Raw genomic sequence first — 19,200 nt, 5'->3', positions numbered from 1 at the left:
GATCGACCAGACGTCATACCACGAGACCGTTGCAGTCGCACCACCATTCTGCGGTGCCCCCGCGGTGATCCTACAGGAGCAGGTGGTTTTACCGAATCGGACGCGCCGGGCCATTTGTCGGGTCTGATCAGAAGGGGGCGGTGAGCAGCAGCTCCACATTCCGGTCCTTGCTGCTTCCGATGACGCCCCCAGCGTCCAGACCTGGCCGATTGGTGGCCAGTTCGAGGCTGAGCGCGGCGAGCGACTGCGGTGTCTGGGGTCCGTCGCGTCGTACGTCGCCGGCGGAGGAGTGGTCGACGAGCGTCGCGATGATGGACAGGGTGCCGTCCCGGTTGTCCAGCATCTCGACCACCCGTGACTGCTGGGGGAAGTCGATGAGCGATGCTGTGGTGACCTCCCAGAAGCCTCCCGAACCGCCCGAGCCTGGATGGGGCACTATCTTGTGTCGATGTTCATGCCCGTTCATCCAGAGCACGAGATTCGGAAAGCGCGTGAGGAGATCGAGCAGATCACCGCGCGTTATCGACCGGCCGCCGTCGTCCTCCGCGGACGGGTCCTCGTCGAAAGCGCGGAGCGGGTGGTGGCTGAACAGCACGACCAGTTTGTCGTCGACTTCTGCCGTCACGTCGCGACCCTCGTTGTCGGTATACCTGCTGGACACTGCCTGCAACTGCTCCACCAGCCAGGCTGCCTGGTCCTGGTCGAGAACGGCGCGGCCGCCTCCATCAGGGCTGGAGGTGTTCAGCATGATCCCGCGAACGTCGGGCGACACGTCGAAGGCGTAATGGAGCGCGGCCGGCGATCCCGGCCGGTCGACGGATTGACGTGGCGGCGTCAGTTCCGCCTGGAACTTCGGCTTGTCGAACACTGAGCGCAGGCGGGAAGCGGTGATCGTGCGTGACGGCAGCTCGGCAATCAGGCTCTCCCGATCCTTCTCGCCGTCCGATACCTGCCTCCAGAACCGCGACGTGGTCATCTGCTCCGGCAGTTCCAGCGGAAGGCGGGGGCCGGTCCGGAGCCCATCCAGGAACTGTTCGCCGTTGGAGATCCGTGAACCGTCGAGGCGGCCGGCTTCATCGTGGTTGCCGAATCCCACGTACCAGGGAAAAGCCGTGCCCGGGGCCTCGATGGTCCGACTGGAGGCGGCGAGCAGTCCCGGAACGGTCGGATAACCATGCTGCTCCTTCCACTGATCACGTGGGGCGTCACCCTTCTCGGGTTCGGGATGCCAGACGTTCAGCTGCAGCCTGCGGGGAGCCGGTTCGTGGTCCTGGATGCCTTCGTATCGGCCCACGGGATTGGAGTTGCCGTCGCCCCCCTTCAGGATCGCTGCTGCTGCTTCCACTTCACTGGTGAGGAAGGAGTTGGTGATGTCGCCCGTCAGCATCAGCGCGTCGATGCCGCGCCGGGTTACGGGCCCGCGTTCGAGGTCGTTGAAAGCCCGGACGGTCGCATCCAGGACGTGAAGCGTGAGGGCATCCTGCGGCCGGAACCTGCCGGAGGTCGGGTAGCCCTCGTCGAAGTCGGAGTACTGCCAGAGGAAGGACAACCGGCCGGGATTTGTCGCATCGATGATGTGTGAGTCGGTGATATGCCCGAAGACCGCCCGTGCCGCCGGCTCCGCATCGGCTCCGTCGGGTCGCTGCGCGAGATCCTCGCGCAGCACCGATTCCTGGGCGCCACCCTTCTCGAGCATGCGGTACTGGCTGCCCTCGAACAGTGGAGATCCGAGCCGGATGGTCTCCTCAAGCGTGGTCGCTCGGCCGGCGGGCATGGAACTGTTCGACGCCACGCCGCGCGGCGTGTCGGCGGAGCAGCCGCTGAGGGGACTCACGGCCGCCACGGTGACTGCGGCAAGCGAGAGTTGGAGGAGGCGGCGACGGGACACGGTCGGCGCCGGAGGGTGCGGAGACGTCAGGAGAGCAGTCCTTCGTACGTCGGGGAGTCATCCGCCTGGGGCGTGAAGTCCGCGAGCCGGGTGCCGGCGTCGAACAGGTGCTCGAGGGCGGCCACGACGCGCTCTGCCGCCCGGCCGTCCCCATAGGGATTGACCGCCGCCGCCATCGCCGAATAGCGGTCATCATCCTGCAGGAGAGCGATGACCTCGTCCACGATCCGCTCCTCGTCCGTGCCGATGAGCCGCACCGTCCCGGCGTCTGCCGCCTCGGGCCTCTCCGTGTTCTCACGCATGACGAGCACGGGCTTGCCCAGACTCGGTGCTTCTTCCTGGATGCCGCCGGAATCGGTGAGCACGATGTGCGCCAGGGACAGCAGACGGGTGAACTGGCCGTAGTCCAGGGGCTCGGTGGCGAGCACGTTGGGCTTGCCTTCGATGGCGGGGAGGACGGCTTCCCGCACCACAGGGTTCTTGTGGACCGGCAGAACGATCACGAGGTCCGGCTCCGACTCCGCCAGCCTGGCGAGAGCGCGCCCCATACCGCGCATCACATCACCCTGGTTCTCCCTGCGGTGCGTCGTCACCAGCAGGATGCGCCGGCCGGTGGACGCCAGGTCCTCGAGCCGGGAATCGGAGAAGGGGAGGTTCTTGCCCACGGTATCCAGGAGCGCGTCGATGACGGTGTTGCCTGTCACGACGATGTCTTTCGCGGCGATTCCCTCGTTGAGGAGGTTCTGCCTGCTCAAAGCGGTGGGGGCGAGGTGGAGGCTGGCGATCTGGCTGGTGAGTTTGCGATTGGCCTCCTCGGGGAACGGCGAGAAGAGATCGCCGCTCCGCAGTCCCGCCTCGACGTGCACCACGGGGATCCCACGATAGAACGCAGCGATCGCGGCCGCCGTCGACGTCGTCGTGTCACCCTGAACCACCACGGCGTCAGGCGGGGCTGCGGCGAAGAGAGCGTCCAGTCCGTCGATGGTCCGGGTCATGATCCCGGCGAGGGTCTGGCCGGGCCGGAGGATCTCGAGGTCGTGAGAGGGCTCGATGTCGAACAGGCTGAGAACCTGGTCGAGCATCTCGCGGTGCTGTCCGGTGACGGTGACGACGCACTCCAACACACCGGACTTCCTCAGCGCCTGCACGATGGGAGCCATCTTGATTGCCTCAGGACGCGTACCGAAGATGGGCATGACTACAGGCATTGGACCCCCGTGTGGTGAAGAAGAGTTGCGTGCAGTGCTGCGCGTCGGTGAGGACCCGTCCCAGCGGGATCACCGGGCTCCCATTACTGCGGCCGGATATTCGGACTAACTGTAGCCGCGGTGCGGACGCTGCCGGGACATGCTCGGTGTCGGAGCTGCGCTGTAGCGTGGTGGCGTGTCGCAGTCGTCTTCTCCCACCTCCATGCACCGGCTCACGGTCGCAGACCTCTCCGAGGCCGAGCTCCTCGCACGGATCTTCCCCCGTCTCCCGGCGCCGGACGCCGTCCTCCTCGGCCCCGGCGACGACGCCGCGATCCTCGCCGCGCCGGATGGCCGAACCGTGATCAGCATCGACACGCTCGTCGAGGACCACGATTTCAGGCTCCTGCGCCCCAACGGTCACCGCACCACCGGCTACGACGTCGGCTGGAAGTGCGCGGCCCAGAATCTCAGTGACATCAACGCGATGGGGGGTCGCACAACCTCACTGGTGGTCAGCCTCACCCTCCCGCCCACCACGCCCGTGGACTGGGTGGAGGCCCTGGCCGACGGTCTGACCGCCGCGATCCACGAGCTCGGCGCGACCGGGTGCGGCGTCGTCGGCGGCGACCTCGGGGCGGGAGCGCAGCTCGTCGTCACCGCCGCAGTCACCGGGACGCTCGACGGCCGCGAGCCCGTGCTGCGCTCCGGTGCGAAGGTCGGCGACACGGTCGCGGTCGCCGGCACCCTGGGCCGGGCCGCCGCGGGCCTTGCGCTGCTCGAGGACGGCCGACTGATCGGGGACGACCGACCGACAGGGGACCTCGGGCCGCTGGGAGACGTCGGATCGCTGGGGGAGGAGCTCGTCGCCGCGCAGCTGCGACCCCGACCACCCCTGGCCGCCGGTCCCGCCGCCGCCATCGCCGGTGCGTCCGCCATGCTGGACATCTCCGACGGGCTCATCCGCGACGCCGGACGAATCGCGACCGCGAGCGGCGTGGGGCTCGACCTGGACCCGGCAGCACTGAAGCCGTTCGCGGCCGTGCTGGAGGACACCGGCGCGCTGCTCGGTGTGGACGCGATGGAATGGGTGCTCGGCGGGGGTGAGGACCACGGTCTCCTCGCCACGTTCCCGCAGGGCGTCCTGCTGCCGGCCGGGTTCACTGCGGTAGGCTCGGTAATGCCGGGCCAGCCGCTTGTGACACTGGCGTCACGGGCCGCAGCTCTCAGGGGATGGGATCACTTTGCACACTAAGATCACCGCGAACGCACTCGCGATGAAGCGTTGGTTGAGCAAGGCCGAAGAGTCCCTCGGCAACCACAGCGACCGCCTGAACGCCATCAACATCTTCCCGGTGGCCGACGGCGATACCGGCACCAACCTCTACCTGACCGTCCGTTCCGCCGCGCGCGCCGCGCACGACGCGGACGCCGTCGACCTCGGCGACCTGCTGGCCATCGCGGGCCGCGCCGCCATGGAGGAGGCGCTCGGGAACTCCGGCACCCTCTTCGCCGTCTTCCTCTCAGCGCTCGCCGAACCGCTGCACGGCACCACGCGGCTCACCAGCTCGCTGCTCGCCTCCGCTCTGCACCGTGCGCAGATCCGCAGCTGGTCCGCGCTCAGCGACCCCGTACCCGGCACCATGCTCTCGGTCCTCGAGGCGAGCGCGCGCGGGGCCGCCGAGACCGCCGCCGGGCACGCCGCCGACGACAGCAACCACGCGCTCACCCTCACCCTCAGGGCCGCGGTGCAGGCCGCGCTGCGCGCCGTGGTGGAGACGGAGAGCCAGCTCGGCGCGCTCACCGAGGCCAAGGTGGTCGACGCCGGAGGCGTGGGCTTCCTCCTGATCCTCGACGCGCTCCGGGCCGCGGCCCTCGGCGAGGAGCTGCAGGACGAACTGATCGACGGCCTGCACGGCTATGACATCCAGGCGCCGCACATCCACCTGGGCGGTGACGCGGACGGCGTGGAGGTCATGTGCACCATCAACCTGAGCCCCCTGGACGCCGCCACCCTGCGCCTCCACCTCGACGAGATCGGTGATTCGGTGATCATGAGCGCCGTCACCGAGGTCGAGGAGGGCTACCGCTGGCGCGTCCACGTGCACGTCCCGGACCCGGGGCCCGCGCTGGCACTCATCCATGAGGCGGGGACGCCGGTCAACATCACGGTGACCCAGCTCGCCGCCCCGCCCGTCGGAGCCGATGCCGGTGAGTCCTGACGTAGTGCGGCCCGTCACGGGCGCTGCCCGGGAGGCGACCTCCTCCGAGCTGGACGCCTCGCTGGAGAAGCGCCTCGGCCCGGTGGCCAAGCACCTGGACAAGTACTTCGGCATCACCACCGTGGGGGAGCTGCTCAACCACTTTCCGCGCACCTACCTCAAGCGCGGCGAGCTCACGCCCATCGCCGAGGTCCCGGTCGACGAGGAGGTCACCCTGATCGCCCGCGTGCAGTCCGCCAACTCGCGGCGCATGCACACGCGCAAGGGCACGCTCCTGGAGGTCGTCATCACCGACGACGCCGACGGCAGCCTCGGCGGCATGAACCTCACGTTCTTCAACGGCTTCACCGCCGCCCGCGAGCTCAAACCCGGTGTGCGGGCCATGTTCTCCGGCAAGGTCACGCTCTACCGCGGGCATCTCTCGCTCACCAACCCGCGCTACTCGCTGCTCGACGAGGGCGACGACGACCCCGCCCGCGCCAAACGCCCCATCCCGGTCTACCCGGCGGTCGAGAAGCTCAGCAGCGACCAGATCGCCAAGGCCGTGGGCGTGGTCCTCGACACCCTTCGGCTCTCCGACCTCGACGATCCCATCCCGGCGTCGATCGCCCGCCGCGACAAGCTCATGAGCCTCGCCACGGCCTACGAGCTCGTACACCGGCCACCGCAGATCGAGGACGCCTACCGGGCCCAGCACCGCCTCCGCTACCAGGAGGCGTTCGTCCTGCAGGCGGCCCTCGCCCGCCGTCGTGCGCTCGCCGCCCGCGAGGAGGCGACGGCGCGTCCCCCCCATGCCGGCGGACTGCTCGACCAGTTCGACGCCCGGCTGCCCTTCACGCTGACGCAGGGCCAGCGCGACGTGGGCCTGACCCTCGCGGAGGACCTCGCCCGGGACCACCCCATGAACCGGCTGCTGCAGGGTGAGGTCGGCTCGGGGAAGACCCTCGTGGCCCTCCGGGCCATGCTGCAGGTCATCGACGCCGGGGGACAGGCCGCGCTGCTCGCCCCCACCGAGGTGCTGGCTGCCCAGCACCTGCAGTCCATCACCCGGACGCTCGGGCCGCTGGCGGAGGGCGGCATGCTCGGCGGGGCCATGGACGGCACCCGCGTGGTGCTGCTCACCGGGTCCATGTCCACCGCGCAGCGGAAGAGGTCCCTGCTCGACGCCGCGTCGGGGGAGGCCGGGATCGTCATCGGCACGCACGCGCTGCTCTCCGAGAACGTGCAGTTCTTCGACCTCGGCCTGATCGTCGTCGACGAGCAGCACCGGTTCGGCGTGGAACAGCGCGACTCCCTGCGGACCAAGGCCCGCACCTCCCCGCACGTGCTGGTCATGACCGCCACCCCGATCCCGCGGACCGTCGCCATGACGGTCTTCGGCGACCTCGAGACCTCCACGCTCTCCGAGCTGCCGGCCGGGCGGTCGCCGATCGCGACCCACGAGGTGGGCCTCACGGAGCACCCGGCGTGGATCGACCGGATCTGGTCCCGCGCCCGCGAGGAGATCGACGCCGGGCGACAGGTCTACGTGGTGTGCCCGAAGATCGGCGACAACGGCAAAGCCGACGACGACGCACCCGAGGCGCTCTACGGGGACCCGACCGTGGAGCGTAAGGCCGGGGGAGCGCAGGAGCTCACGAGCGTCGTCGCGCTCTTCGAGTCCCTGGCGGAGATCCCCCAGCTGCAGGGCGTCACGAGCGGTATGCTCCACGGGCGCCTGGACCCGCAGGACAAGGCGGACGTCATGGGACGCTTCGCGGACGGCACCGTACAGCTGCTGATCGCCACCACGGTGATCGAGGTGGGCGTGGACGTGCCCAACGCGACGCTCATGGTCATCATGGACGCGGACCGCTTCGGCATCTCCCAGCTCCACCAGCTGCGCGGGCGCATCGGCAGGGGAGGGCACGCGGGAACCTGCCTGCTCGTCACGAAGCTGGAGCCCGACCACCCGAGCCGGGAGCGGCTGTCCGCCGTCGCGTCCACCACGGACGGCTTCGAGCTCTCGCAGAAGGACCTCGAACTCCGGCGCGAAGGGGACATCCTCGGAGCGTCGCAGTCCGGCGGTCGCTCGGCTCTCCGCTTCCTGAAGATCACCCAGCACGGCAAGGTCATCGAGAAGGCGCGCACCGATGCGCAGGAGATCGTCGCCGAGGATCCGGACCTGCACGAGTCCCCGGGGCTGGCGCTGGCAATCGAGCTGTACCTGAACCCCGAGAAGGAAGCGTTCCTCGAGAAGGGCTGACCTGCGATGTCCGCGTCTGAGGAGGTAATCTCTTCTCCATGACGCAGATACGGATCGGTGACGCCGCGCGCTTCCTCGCTGTCAGCGACGACACCGTGCGCCGCTGGATCGACGGCGGCCTCCTCGGGAGCACGAAGGACGCCTCGGGGCGGGCCGTGGTGGACGCGCTGGAGCTCGCCGGGCTCGCGCGCCGCAACGCAGTGCTGCCCGGCGACCCCTCGGACATCGGCCGGTCCGCGCGCAACCGATTCGTCGGGATCATCACGGACATCATCACGGACACCGTCATGGCCCAGGTGGAACTGCAGTGCGGGCAGCACCGCGTGGTGTCCCTCATGAGCAGCGAGGCCGTCCGGGACCTCGGCCTGGAAAAGGGGTCGATCGCCATCGCCGTCGTCAAGGCCACCACGGTCATCATCGAGACCCCCGCGGGCAAGGCATGACAGGGAAGCGCCCGACGTCCGCCCCCCGCCCTCGCGCGATCGTGGCGGCCGTCGGGGCCGCCGTCGTGCTCGCCCTGACCGCGTGCGGCACCGCGGACCCCGGCGCCGCGGACGGCGCCGCGGGCGGAGACGCGGTCGACGGCAGCATCACCGTGTTCGCCGCGGCGTCCCTCACGGCCTCGTTCACGGAACTGGCCGGGCAGTTCGAGGAGGCCTACCCCAGGGCGCAGGTCAGCCTGAACTTCGCGGGCTCGTCCGATCTCGCCACCCAGATCGGCGAGGGCGCGCCGGCCGACGTCTTCGTCTCCGCCGACGCAGGGAACATGGCGAAGGTCGCTGACCTGCTCGCCGGGGACCCCGTCGATGTCGCCACCAACACCCTCCAGCTGGCCGTGCCCGCGGACAACCCGGCGGGCATCACCTCCCTCGCTGATGCGGCGAGGCCCGGGGTCAAGACGGTGGTCTGCGCGCAGCAGGTGCCCTGCGGGGCCGCGGCCGCGACGGTCGAGGAGGCCGCCGACGTGGACCTGGCGCCCGTCAGCGAGGAATCCTCCGTGACGGACGTGCTGGGCAAGGTCACCTCCGGCCAGGCGGACGCCGGCCTGGTCTACGTGACCGACGTGCGGTCGGCGGGCGACGCCGTCCGCGGCATCGACATCCCGGAGGCCGCCGGTGCGCCCACCACCTATCCGATCGCGGCCCTCGCCGGCAGCGGTGACGCCGCGACCGCACAGGAGTTCGTGGAGTTCGCGTCCGGCCCGTTTGGGCGGTCGGTCCTCGGGGCGGCGGGCTTCGGTGCGCCCTGAGTCCTCCCGCGCCCGCTGCGGCGCCCTGAGGCGGCGCCCGTGAGCGCCGCACGTTTGCCCCGCTGGGTGGTGGCGATGGCCGTCGTCGGCAGCCTGTTCGTCGTCCTGCCCATCGTTGCGATGGCCCTGCGGGTCGACTGGCCGAATGTCGTCCCGCTCGTCACCTCGGAAAGCGCGACGGCGGCCCTGCTGCTGAGCCTGCGGACCTCCGTCACGGCGACGGCGCTGTGCATCCTGTTCGGCGTCCCCATGGCGCTCGTCCTCGCCCGGACCTCGTTCCGCGGCCAGCGGCTGCTCCGGTCCCTCGTGCTGCTGCCGCTGGTCCTGCCCCCCGTGGTCGGAGGCATCGCACTGCTCTATACGTTCGGGCGGCGGGGGCTGCTCGGCAGCAGCCTCACCGCCCTGGGAATCGACATCGCCTTCACGACCACCGCCGTCGTCCTGTCGCAGGCCTTCGTGGCGCTGCCGTTCCTGGTGCTCAGCCTCGAGGGCGCCCTGCGCACGGTCGGCACCCGGTACGAGGCCGTGGGCGCCACCCTCGGCGCCGGACGCTGGACCGTGCTGCGGCGCATCACCCTGCCCCTCGTGCTGCCGGCGCTGGTGTCCGGGGCGGTGCTCTCCTTCGCGCGGGCCCTCGGCGAGTTCGGCGCCACGCTGACCTTCGCCGGCAGCCTCCAGGGCACCACGAGGACGCTCCCGCTCGAGGTGTACCTCCAGCGGGAGACCGACCCTGACGCCGCCGTCGCCCTCTCCTTCATCCTCGTGCTGGTGGCCGTCGCCGTCGTCGGGGTGGCCCACCGCGTCCGGCCCCTCGGGGACCTCGCCGCCCCGCCACGGGCAACGTCCCGGGAAGCGGCCCGCCCATGAGCCTCACGTTCGCCGCGACGCTGGCCGAGCGCGGCTTCGACGTCGCCTTCGGACTCGCCCCGGGGGAGACCCTCGCCGTCCTCGGGCCCAACGGCGCGGGCAAGTCCACCCTGCTCGCCCTGCTCGCCGGGCTGCTCGCCCCGTCCACGGGCCGGGCGGACCTGAACGGGACGGTCCTGTTCGACGTCGCCGCGGGCCGGCGCGTGCTCACGGAACCGCGGCACCGCGGCGTGTCGCTGCTCGCGCAGGAGGCGCTGCTGTTCCCTCACCTCACGGCGCTGGAGAACGTCGCATTCGGCCCGCGCAGCCGCAGCGCGGACCGGGCCGCCGCCCGGTCCACGGCCCTGGCGTGGCTCGACCGCGTCGGCGCCGGGGACCTCGCGGGCCGGCGGCCCGGGCAACTCTCGGGCGGGCAGGCGCAGCGCGTCGCCGTCGCCCGCGCGCTCGCCGCCGACCCGTCGCTGCTCCTGCTCGACGAACCGCTGTCCGCCCTCGACGTCACCGTCGCCCCGGCCATCCGGACCCTGCTGCGGGATGTCCTGGTGGACCGTTCGGCGATCATCGTGACCCACGACCCGCTCGATGCCTTCCTCCTCGCCGACCGCGTGCTCATCCTCGACGGCGGCAGGGTGGTCGAGTCCGGGGCCACGGCTGCCGTCCTGACGCGCCCGGTCACGGCGTTCGGCGCTCACCTGGCCGGCCTGAACCTCGTCACGGGCGTCCGGACGGCCGACGGCTTCCGGTCGGCCGACGGGTGGACGGTGCCGCTGACCGGCACGGACCCGGAGCGGGCATCCCTCGCGCTCGCCGTCCGGCCGGGCAAGGTCGCCGTGTCCCGCAGCGCCGGGACCGCGCCGGGGACGGCGTGCATCGAGGCGGAGGTCGACGACGTCGAGCACCGCGGCGACCTCGTCCGCGTGCACGCCGGCGGCCTGGCGGCGGATGTCGCCCCGTCCGACGTCGTCGCCCTCGGGATCGTGCCCGGCAGCCGGCTGTTCCTGGGGTTCCGTCACGAGGACGCGAGCATCTACCCCCTGTAGGGCGGGGGCGTGCCGGGCACCGGACGGGCGATAGAGTCGACGGTATGACGCGCATCATCGCCGGAGCCGCGGGCGGCTCGACCCTCACCAGCGTCGAGGGGACCAGCACCCGGCCCACGACCGACCGCGTGAAGGAAGCCCTGTTCTCGCGCCTGGAGTCCTACGGGGTGCTGCACGGGGCGCATGTGCTGGACCTGTACGCAGGCTCGGGATCCCTCGGCGTCGAGAGCGCGAGCCGCGGCGCGGCCACCGTGGATCTCGTCGAATCCGCCGACCGTGCCGCCGCCGTGGCCCAGAAGAACGCCGACCTCGTGAACAAGGTGCTGGGCTGGACGGCGGTGCGCGTGCACCGGTCCAAGGTCGAGACCTACCTCGAACGCGTGGCGCCGGAACTGACGTGGGACCTCGTCCTGATGGACCCGCCGTACACGGTCATGGCGGACGGCGTGCTCGCGGTCCTCGGTGCACTGGAGTCGCGGCTGGCCGAGGGCGCCGTGGTCGTCGTCGAGCGGTCATCGCGGTCCCCGGAACCTGAGTGGCCCGCATGGCTCGAGCGGTTCTCGGACAAGAAGTACGGCGAGACGCGCCTGTGGTTCCTGGAGCCGGCCGTCGACTGACGGACGGCGGCGTGCTCAGGCGCAGCGCTGACGGGCGGTGTCTGCTCTCGCGGACACCGCCCGTCCCGGGTCAGGCTCTGCCGCCCGGCCCCCGGGCCAGGATCTGACCCGGGGTGCAGGGTCGGAGGCGGCTAGGCACGGCGCCTCGTCCTCACGAGCGCCGTCACGCCGGCGGCGAGTCCGAGCAGGCCGGCGACCAGGCCGGTCCAGCCGATTGCCGACATCGACCCGGTGTCGGTGCTGGACGCTGCGTCCGTGGTCGACCCGGCCTGCTCGGCGTCGACGGCCTCGTCGGTCGCCTCGCTGTCAGCCGCCCCGTGTGTGCCGTGCGCGTCCTCGCCCTCGGCGGCCGTGGTGGTCACGAAGGACGGTGCGGGCTTCTCCGGTTCCTCCTCGCCCTCGACGGTCTCCTGGGTCCACTCCGAGACCTCGCCGTCCGTGTAGGACTGGGTGGTGGGCAGCAGGACGGTGGACCCTGCCTCGGGGAGGCGGCCGACCGAGATCGAGAACGTCTGGTACTCCTGCTGGGAGATCTCCGCGCCTGGGTCCGCTGTCCACACGACGGACAGGGCCGCTTCGCTGAGCGTGGCGCCGTCGGCAGTGGTGACGGGCTCCGGCAGGGCGCCGGAGACGACCTCCGCCGTCCAACCCTCGACCGGCTTGACCCGCACCGAGGTGAAGGGCTGCTCGGTGGGGAGCTGCACCTCGATCTTGTTCGTGCCTGCGGTCTCGGATTCATTGGGCACGCTGAAGGTGAGCTGCGCGTACCCATCCTCCGTGGTGGAGGTCGGTTCGACGCCGACGTGGGCGCCGGCCGCGCCGAGGCCGACGGCCATCAGGCCGACGGTGGCGAGTGCGACGGCGCCGGTGGTGAGGGCGCGTGAGGGGGAGGACGACGTCATGGGACTGCCTTTCAGGGGTGCGCTCCAGCCCGCGACAGCGGGAGATCGTGGAGCAGCGGGGAACTGGGGGAAGGGGTGCGGGCAGGCGCCACCGGAGCCCAGGGTCCGTGGGACGTCCGGGTCAGATCGGCAGCGCGCGGGCGCGCGGCGGACCGCGCAGCGTCGGCACCGAGGTGTGCACCGACAGCGGCGCGACGGGCGGCGGGACGTCCCGGACAGGACGGCGGCGCGGCGGCGCCGGCGGGGCGAGCGCCGGAAGGACGAACAGCGGGCGCAGCCACGCCCGGAGGAACTCCAGCGCGTGATCGCTGCGGGAGACGGCGACGGCCAGGATCACCGTGGCGAGCGCGTGCAGCAGCAGCATCACGAGGCCCCCCGACGTGGCGCCCATCTGGTCCTGGGCGGCCGGCGAGCAGGCGAGCTCGAAGGCCGCGTGATGGCCGGGCATCGCGGAGGAGCTCTGGCAGACGGCGGGAGCGGCGGTCATGCCGAAGAGGACGTGCAGCAGCAGCTGCCCAGCGCCCATCGCGACCAGCGCCGAACGGAAGGAGAGCGGACGCCGGGTGAGCAGCGTCATCGGGATCAGGAGGAGCGCGCCGAGCAGCAGGATCACGCCGAGGTGCGGCAGGTGCCCCGAGGCGAGGACGTGGGATGCCGAGGACACCGCCATGATCAGCGAGACGAGCATGAGGGCCCGGAGATAGGGAAGGCCGCGATCGGCCATGAATATCTCCTCCCCGTGGTGCAGTGGTCTCGTCCGCGTGCGGGGCTGCCGGCGCTCCTGGAACAGCCGACGCTCACCGTCCTGACCAGCGTACCGCTGCCTCCCGCGCCACCCGCGTACGGAGTGCTTCGTGCGGGTGCGGCCTCCGGATGGGAGGAAGCTCTAGGCGGGTGCCTGTTCGAAGTCCGCGAGGTCCGTGCCGGCCAGGACGGCCGCAGGATGGGGCCCGGCGGAGAGCAGCGCCCGGGTCCACGCGGCGGGCCATGCAGCGTGACGGGCGGCGACGACGACGTTCCCCGCCTGCTCACCGCCCACCATGGCGGCCTCGGTCAGGACGGCGGTCGCCGTCGCAAGCGAGGAGAGCTGCCTGCTCTGGGCGCGGGCGAAGGTGAGCGGGGGGTCGTCGCCGACGTTCACCAGCACCACGCCGTCCTCGGCGCACACCCGCAGCAGGTGCGCCGCGAAGTCCGGGCTCGTCAGGTGGGCGGGGGCGTCCGCCCCCGCGAAGATGTCCAGCACGACGACGTCGAAGGCTGCGTCGGGCTGTTCGAGCACGGCGTCCGCGGCGTCTCCCGCGATGATCTCGCACAAGGTGCCCTCGGGCAGCGGCATGGCGTCCAGGACGAAGTCGATCAGCTCGGCCTCCAGGTCCACGGCGACCTGCCGGGAGCCGGGCCGCGTGGCCTGGACGTAGCGGACGAGGGTCAGGGCCCCGGCGCCGAGGTGCAGGACCCGCAGGGGAGTACCCGCGGGCGCCGCCAGGTCGATGACGTTGGCGACGCGCTGCAGGTACTCGTAGAACACCCGGCCGGGATGCAGCATGTCCACGTGGGACTGCTGCGCTCCGCCGATGCTGAGGATCAGGGCCCCCTCGATGTAGGCGTCCTCGTCGATCTCCGCGTATGCGCCCGTCCCGGGGAGCCAGCGGGTGCGGACCTCGAACTCCTCGGTCGCCGACTGTCCTCCTGATGGCCCCGCGAATCCCGCGCCCGACGCCGGGCCCGATCCCGCGCCGGAGTCCGGTCCGGTCCTCATACGCGCGCCCGCAGGGTCGCCAGGCGCCGTGCGCCCTCCTCGATGACGTCGAACTTCTTGCAGAAGGCGAAGCGCAGCAGGGATCGGGTGCGCTCGGCGCCCTCGGCGTGGCAGAACATCGCCACGGGGATCGCCGCGACGCCGATCAGGCCCGGCAGGCGGCGCGCGAGGTCGGTGGCGTCCTCGATGCCGAGCGGCGCGGCGTCCACCATGGTGAAGAAGGTGCCCTCCGGCTCGTAGACGTCGAAGCCGGCCGCGCGAAGGCCTTCGCCCAGCAGGTCCCGCTTCTTCCGCAGGATGTCCGCGGCCGAGGTGAAGAACTGATCGGGCAGGGCCAGGCCCCGGGCGATCGCGCCCTGGAACGGCGTGCCCGAGGTGTACGTGAGGAAGGTCTTGACGGTACGGACCTGGGCGACGAGCTCTGCCGGACCGCTGAGCCAGCCGATCTTCCAGCCCGTCACGGAGAACGTCTTGCCGGCGGAGGAGATGCTGAGGGTGCGCTCCGCCGCCCCGGGCAGGGATGCGACCGGCACGTGCTGCACACCGAACGTGAGGTGCTCGTACACCTCGTCCGTCAGGATGATCGCGTCGTGGCGCTCCGCCAGCCGCACGATCAGTTCGAGGGCGGGGCGGGTGAAGACACTGCCCGTCGGGTTGTGGGGATTGTTGACGACGACGATCCTCGTGCGCTCGCTGAACGCGGCCTCGAGGCTCGCGGCGTCGGGCTGGAAGTCCGGCGCGCGCAGCGGGGCCGTGGTGTGCGTCGCGCCGGAGAGGCCGATCACGGCGCCGTAGGAGTCGTAGAACGGTTCGAAGGTCAGCACCTCGTCCCCGGGGCCGGCGAAGGCGAGGATCGCGGCGGCGATCGACTCGGTGGCGCCCGTACTGACGATCACCTCGGTCTGCGGGTCCACGGTGAGACCGTAGAAGCGCTCCTGGTGCGCGGCGATCGCCTGGCGCAGCACGGGGAGTCCCTGACCCGGCGCGTACTGGTTCGCGCCGTCGGCGATCGCCGCCCGCGCCGCATCCAGGATCTCCTGCGGTCCGTCCTCGTCGGGGAAGCCCTGGCCGAGGTTGACCGCCGCATGCTGCTGCGCGAGGGCCGTGACCTCCTCGAAGATGGTGATGCCGAGCCGGCCGTCATCGCCGAGCAGGTTCGCGCCGCGCGCCGCCCGCATCCACGGCGCCCCGCCGGTACTCCGCGTGGCAGGAGTCTGAGCGTCTGTCGTCATCCCACCAGTATTGCCGTTCCGACACCCCGCGCCACCACCCGCGGGTCCCCGCACCGCGGGCCCCGCGCGGCCGGGGTCGGCCCCATCCCACCGGGGTCGGCCTGACTGGGTACCGTGGGGGCATGAGCCGCGCCGTCTGCCCCGGATCCTTCGACCCCCTCCACAATGGCCACCTCGAGGTCATCAGCCGTGCCGCGCGGCTCTTCGACGAGGTGATCGTCGCGGTCTCGACGAACTACGCGAAGAAGTACCGGTTCGACCTCGAGCAGCGCATGATGTTCTGCGCGGAGAGCCTCGCGCACCTCCCCGGGGTGACGGTGCTCCCGATGGGCGAGGGTCTGCTCGCGGACTTCTGCCGGGAGCAGGGCGCCACCGCGCTCGTGAAGGGGCTGCGGTCCGGCCTCGACTTCGACTACGAGCTGCCGATGGCCACCATGAACCGGCACCTGGCCGACATCGACACCGTGTTCCTGCCGACGGACACCGAGTTCGCGCACGTCTCCTCGACCCTCCTGAAGGAGGTGGCATCACTCGGCGGCGACGTCACCCCCTTCGTCCCGGACGCGGTCAACAGGCACCTCCGGGGATCCGCCTGATCCTCCGGATCGCGGGACCCGCCCTCAGACGGCGCGTGCGCAGGCCGGTCGGACGACCGACGCCACGAGGGCCGTGCTCTCCTCGACGAACCGTGCGAGCCACCCGGGAGCCCCGAGATCGGGCCGTGACCCGGCCATCGTGATGTCCGCCGTGGAACACTGCGCCAGGTTCACCGACGCCCGGGTCACATGGTAGGCGGAGGTCACGACGACGATGTCGTCCCAGCCGTTGTCCCGCGCCAGGGCGGCCACAGCGCGGGCCTCACCGCGCGTGGTCAGCGGATCGGGGACGAAGCAGGTGATGCGGGGGTTCTCCTCGGCGCACACGGCGTCCGTCGCCGTATTGCCCGGCAGCCCGGTGGAGGAGAGGACGAGTTCGTCGGCGACGCCGTCGTCGACCAGGTCCTGTCCGAGCGGCAGGCGTTCCGCTGCCGCTCCGGCGAGGACGACGACGGCGTCGGCCCTGCCCGCCGGACCGAGCGGGGGATCGTAGAACAGCGTCCAGGCGAGGACCAGCCAGGCCGCCAGTCCTGCGACCAGCAGGACGCCCGCCATGCGCAGGCCCCGGGCCAGGCGTCGACGCTGTGCGGGGGGAGGGGACTGGGACATCACGGTCCGAGCCTAGACGGCCCACCCGTTTTGGGCCTGCCCGCCTGATCAGGCTAGGATGGTACGTCGGTCATATGTTCTACAGGAGTCACCATTAAAAGCGATCTCAGTTCGCCTTTGACATTCAGTGTCAAGGATCTCGGACGCAGTCCGGGAAGCATGCGGACAGTCGAAGAACATGCACCGGTACCCAAGGATTTCGGCGTCGCATTGATCGGCGTGCAGGAGGGTTCCGATATGGAACTCGATCTGCGCTTCGAGTCGGTACACGAGGGGATCCTGGTGTCGGGAACGGCAAACGTCGAAGTAACCGGCGAGTGCGGCCGGTGCCTGGAGCCACTGCGGTTTGACCGCGACGTGGAGATCCAGGAGCTCTTCTTCTACAGCGACTCCGCGTCGCTGTCGGTGGAAGGCGAAGAAGAACAGCACACGGTGGAGAACGATTCGGTCGCTCTGGAACCCGTGCTGAGGGATGCAGTGGTTACGTCGCTGCCATTCCAGCCGGTGTGCCGGGAGGATTGCCAGGGCCTGTGTTCCGAATGCGGAGCGCAGCTCAACGACGATCCTGACCACCACCATGAAGTTTTGGATCCTCGCTGGTCAGCCCTTGCCGGGCTGACGGGCACCGCCGCCGAGCAGAACGCGGCACCCAAGTCAGAGTCAGACGAGAAGGAAGAGAGTTAGCCGTGGCTGTCCCGAAACGGAAGATGTCCCGCGCGAATACCCGCGCACGCCGGTCCCAGTGGAAGGCAACCGCCCCCAAGCTGGTCAAGACCCTCGAGAACGGCCGCGTCACCTACAGCCTCGCCCACCAGGCCAAGGTTGTCACCGATTCCGCCGGCACCCCGCTGTTCCTTGAATACAAGGGCCGCAAGGTAGCCGACGTCTGACAGCGGACCCGCGCCCCGCGGCCAGGCCCTGTGCCTGCCCGGGCGTCCGTCCGGTGCTGGATCAGCTGATGCAGTTGTGAAGAATACGGAAGACCTCACGAAGCGTCTCGGAGTCGATATCGACACCGGGACGCTTCGTCTTGCCCTCACGCACCGCTCCTACGCCTACGAGAAGGGCGGGATCCCGACGAACGAGCGCCTGGAGTTCCTCGGCGACTCGGTCCTCGGGCTGGCGGTCACCGACGCGCTGTACCGGGACAACCCCGCGCTGTCCGAGGGAGAACTCGCCACGCGGCGCTCCGCCGTGGTCAGCACCAGGGCCCTCGCCGGGGTGGCCCGCACCCTGGATCTCGGCAGCTACGTGCTGCTGGGCCAGGGGGAGAAGCTGACCAACGGACGCGACAAGGCGTCGATCCTCGCGGACACCATGGAGGCCGTCATCGGGGCGGCCTACCTCAGCCACGGCATCGAGACGGCCCGCGCCATGGTCATGCGGCTGATCGGGCCGCTGCTGCGCGATTCGGCGGTGCTCGGCGAGGGCACCGACTGGAAGACCCGCATCCAGGAGACCGCCGCAGCCCGGCGGCTCGGGACGATCGACTACCAGGTGGACGGCACGGGACCGGACCACGCCCGGACGTTCACGGCCCGCCTGCTGATCGGTGGCACCGAGTACGGCTCCGGGTGCGGCAACTCCAAGAAGGAAGCCGAGCAGGCGGCCGCGGCCGAGTCCTGGAAGACGTTGACGGCGCAGCAGGAGCCGACGCTGCAGGGCGGGCCGGCCGATGGCGGCAGCACCGGTGTCGCGGGTGTCGCGGGTGTCACCGGCGTTCGGGACGCTTCCGCGTCGCCCGACGGGGCCTGAGTGCCTGAACTCCCCGAGGTCGAGGTCGTGCGCCGCGGCCTCGTGCGCTGGGTGGTGGGCCGCACCGTCGAATCGGTGGACATCCTCGATCCCCGGTCCCTCCGGCGACACGTCGAGGGCGTCGAGGACTTCGTCGGCAACGTAACGGGTGCCCGTGTGACGGACGTGGTGCGCCGGGGGAAGTTCCTGTGGATGACCCTCGAGGACGCCGGCCGGCCCGGCGATCGCCCGCACGTCGCACTGATGGCGCATCTGGGGATGAGCGGGCAGCTCCTCGTCGAGGAACCCGACGCCCCCCGGGAGAAGCACCTGAAGGTCCGCCTCGCGCTCTCGCCGGCTGTCGACGACGACGGCGCCGCCCTGCCGGGCGACCTGCGGTTCGTCGACCAGAGGATCTTCGGCGGCATGTTCGTCGCGGAACTGGAGCCGACGCCGGACGGGCTGCCCGGCGGGCTCGGAGCATCGGACCTCCCACTCATCCCCCACCAGGCCGCGCACATCGCGCGCGACCCCCTCGACCCGGCGTTCTCCGCAGACTCCCTCCACGAACGTCTGCGCGGGCGCAGGACAGGACTCAAACGCGCCCTGCTCGACCAGGGACTCGTCTCCGGGATCGGCAACATCTACGCCGACGAGGCGCTGTGGGCCGCCAGATTCCACTATGCGCGCCCCACGGACACGATGCGCCGCCCGGATACCCAGCGCATCGTGGACGCCGTCACCTCGGTGATGCAGCGCGCGCTGGCGGCCGGTGGCACCAGCTTCGACTCCCTGTACGTCAACGTGAACGGGGCGTCGGGCTATTTCGCCCGCGATCTGGAGGCCTATGGGCGGGAGGGCAGGCCCTGCCGCCGCTGTGCGTCCGTGGGCAGGAACACACTGCTGCGCCGCGAATCGTTCATGAACAGATCGTCCTATCTGTGCCCGCAGTGCCAGCCCAGACCACGCAATGCACGGCTCTGACATCTTTGGTGGAAAAAGGTGATTTTCGCCTCGTGATCTAAATGTGACAACCGGCGCCGGGAGCCGGTA

The 19,200-nt window shown here is 70.7% G+C and carries 20 protein-coding genes; 13 read left to right on the top strand and 7 right to left on the bottom strand.

What is annotated here, in order from left to right:
• Window positions 1-127: 127 nt before the first annotated feature.
• Together IWX63_RS11525 and wecB are read right to left on the bottom strand one after the other, a co-directional pair.
• The gene (locus IWX63_RS11525; protein WP_199278293.1) at window positions 128-1,834 is read right to left on the bottom strand and encodes a hypothetical protein; all 1,707 of its coding nucleotides are present in this window, start codon (window positions 1,832-1,834) and stop codon (window positions 128-130) included.
• 80 nt (window positions 1,835-1,914) lie between these two features.
• Entirely contained in the window at window positions 1,915-3,096 is a 1,182-nt protein-coding gene (gene wecB / locus IWX63_RS11520) for a non-hydrolyzing UDP-N-acetylglucosamine 2-epimerase (protein WP_199278292.1), read from the bottom strand.
• 202 nt (window positions 3,097-3,298) lie between these two features.
• Here wecB and IWX63_RS11515 point away from each other — a divergent pair, with 202 nt between their 5' ends.
• The 8 genes from IWX63_RS11515 to rsmD all read left to right on the top strand — a co-directional run bounded on the left by IWX63_RS11515 (window position 3,299) and on the right by rsmD (window position 11,315).
• On the top strand, window positions 3,299-4,330 hold the full coding sequence (locus IWX63_RS11515) for a thiamine-phosphate kinase (RefSeq protein ID WP_199278320.1): 1,032 nt from the start codon (window positions 3,299-3,301) through the stop codon (window positions 4,328-4,330).
• Between the two features lie 22 nt (window positions 4,331-4,352).
• Entirely contained in the window at window positions 4,353-5,297 is a 945-nt protein-coding gene (locus IWX63_RS11510) for a DAK2 domain-containing protein (protein ID WP_199278291.1), read from the top strand.
• A complete protein-coding gene (locus tag IWX63_RS11505; RefSeq protein WP_199278290.1) occupies window positions 5,281-7,542 on the top strand; it encodes an ATP-dependent DNA helicase RecG in 2,262 nt (753 codons plus the stop codon). Before IWX63_RS11510 ends, IWX63_RS11505 begins: the two co-directional genes overlap by 17 nt.
• Before the next feature lie 38 nt (window positions 7,543-7,580).
• Complete coding sequence (locus tag IWX63_RS11500) at window positions 7,581-7,985, top strand: TOBE domain-containing protein (RefSeq protein ID WP_199278289.1); 405 nt, start codon at window positions 7,581-7,583, stop codon at window positions 7,983-7,985.
• Window positions 7,982-8,791: a molybdate ABC transporter substrate-binding protein gene (gene modA / locus IWX63_RS11495; RefSeq protein WP_199278288.1), complete on the top strand. Its 810-nt coding sequence runs from the start codon at window positions 7,982-7,984 to the stop codon at window positions 8,789-8,791. Before IWX63_RS11500 ends, modA begins: the two co-directional genes overlap by 4 nt.
• 75 nt (window positions 8,792-8,866) lie before the next feature.
• On the top strand, window positions 8,867-9,658 hold the full coding sequence (locus tag IWX63_RS11490; protein WP_199278319.1) for an ABC transporter permease: 792 nt from the start codon (window positions 8,867-8,869) through the stop codon (window positions 9,656-9,658).
• Complete coding sequence (locus tag IWX63_RS11485) at window positions 9,655-10,698, top strand: sulfate/molybdate ABC transporter ATP-binding protein (protein WP_199278287.1); 1,044 nt, start codon at window positions 9,655-9,657, stop codon at window positions 10,696-10,698. The genes IWX63_RS11490 and IWX63_RS11485 overlap by 4 nt, the downstream gene beginning before the upstream one ends.
• Window positions 10,699-10,742: 44 nt before the next feature.
• A complete protein-coding gene (rsmD, locus tag IWX63_RS11480; protein WP_199278286.1) occupies window positions 10,743-11,315 on the top strand; it encodes a 16S rRNA (guanine(966)-N(2))-methyltransferase RsmD in 573 nt (190 codons plus the stop codon).
• A gap of 131 nt (window positions 11,316-11,446) precedes the next feature.
• On the opposite strand, the gene IWX63_RS11475 is transcribed toward rsmD, so the two are convergent.
• The 4 genes from IWX63_RS11475 to IWX63_RS11460 form a co-directional block, all read right to left on the bottom strand.
• The gene (locus IWX63_RS11475; protein ID WP_199278285.1) at window positions 11,447-12,217 is read right to left on the bottom strand and encodes a YcnI family copper-binding membrane protein; all 771 of its coding nucleotides are present in this window, start codon (window positions 12,215-12,217) and stop codon (window positions 11,447-11,449) included.
• A gap of 121 nt (window positions 12,218-12,338) precedes the next feature.
• A complete protein-coding gene (locus IWX63_RS11470) occupies window positions 12,339-12,941 on the bottom strand; it encodes a hypothetical protein (protein WP_199278284.1) in 603 nt (200 codons plus the stop codon).
• A 162-nt stretch (window positions 12,942-13,103) separates the two neighbouring features.
• On the bottom strand, window positions 13,104-13,976 hold the full coding sequence (locus IWX63_RS11465) for a spermidine synthase (protein ID WP_199278283.1): 873 nt from the start codon (window positions 13,974-13,976) through the stop codon (window positions 13,104-13,106).
• Window positions 13,973-15,208 carry an aminotransferase class I/II-fold pyridoxal phosphate-dependent enzyme gene (locus tag IWX63_RS11460; RefSeq protein ID WP_199278282.1) on the bottom strand — a complete coding sequence of 412 codons (1,236 nt, stop codon included), beginning with the start codon at window positions 15,206-15,208 and terminating at the stop codon, window positions 13,973-13,975. The genes IWX63_RS11465 and IWX63_RS11460 overlap by 4 nt, the downstream gene beginning before the upstream one ends.
• A gap of 122 nt (window positions 15,209-15,330) precedes the next feature.
• Between IWX63_RS11460 and coaD the strand changes: the two genes are divergently transcribed.
• Window positions 15,331-15,804, top strand: coding sequence for a pantetheine-phosphate adenylyltransferase (gene coaD, locus IWX63_RS11455; RefSeq protein WP_199278281.1), 474 nt, complete (start codon window positions 15,331-15,333; stop codon window positions 15,802-15,804).
• 24 nt (window positions 15,805-15,828) lie between these two features.
• Here the strand turns inward: coaD and IWX63_RS11450 are convergent, their stop codons facing one another.
• Window positions 15,829-16,413 (bottom strand): YdcF family protein, encoded by a 585-nt coding sequence (locus IWX63_RS11450; RefSeq protein ID WP_334685818.1) that lies wholly within the window; start codon window positions 16,411-16,413, stop codon window positions 15,829-15,831.
• A 117-nt stretch (window positions 16,414-16,530) separates the two neighbouring features.
• On the opposite strand from IWX63_RS11450, the gene IWX63_RS11445 reads away from it, so the two are divergent.
• The 4 genes from IWX63_RS11445 (at window position 16,531) to mutM (ending at window position 19,131) form a co-directional block, all read left to right on the top strand.
• On the top strand, window positions 16,531-17,097 hold the full coding sequence (locus tag IWX63_RS11445) for a YceD family protein (RefSeq protein ID WP_199278279.1): 567 nt from the start codon (window positions 16,531-16,533) through the stop codon (window positions 17,095-17,097).
• Between the two features lie 2 nt (window positions 17,098-17,099).
• Window positions 17,100-17,303, top strand: coding sequence for a 50S ribosomal protein L32 (gene rpmF, locus IWX63_RS11440; protein WP_043445822.1), 204 nt, complete (start codon window positions 17,100-17,102; stop codon window positions 17,301-17,303).
• 76 nt (window positions 17,304-17,379) lie between these two features.
• Window positions 17,380-18,168: a ribonuclease III gene (gene rnc / locus IWX63_RS11435; protein WP_199278278.1), complete on the top strand. Its 789-nt coding sequence runs from the start codon at window positions 17,380-17,382 to the stop codon at window positions 18,166-18,168.
• Window positions 18,169-19,131 (top strand): bifunctional DNA-formamidopyrimidine glycosylase/DNA-(apurinic or apyrimidinic site) lyase, encoded by a 963-nt coding sequence (gene mutM, locus IWX63_RS11430; RefSeq protein WP_199278277.1) that lies wholly within the window; start codon window positions 18,169-18,171, stop codon window positions 19,129-19,131.
• Window positions 19,132-19,200: the final 69 nt, after the last annotated feature.

The sequence above is a fragment of the Arthrobacter sp. CAN_A2 genome (assembly GCF_015752045.1).
Lineage (GTDB): Bacteria > Actinomycetota > Actinomycetes > Actinomycetales > Micrococcaceae > Arthrobacter_D.
Note: the sequence above shows the minus strand (reverse complement) of the source record. Positions and strands in the feature narration are given on the sequence as shown.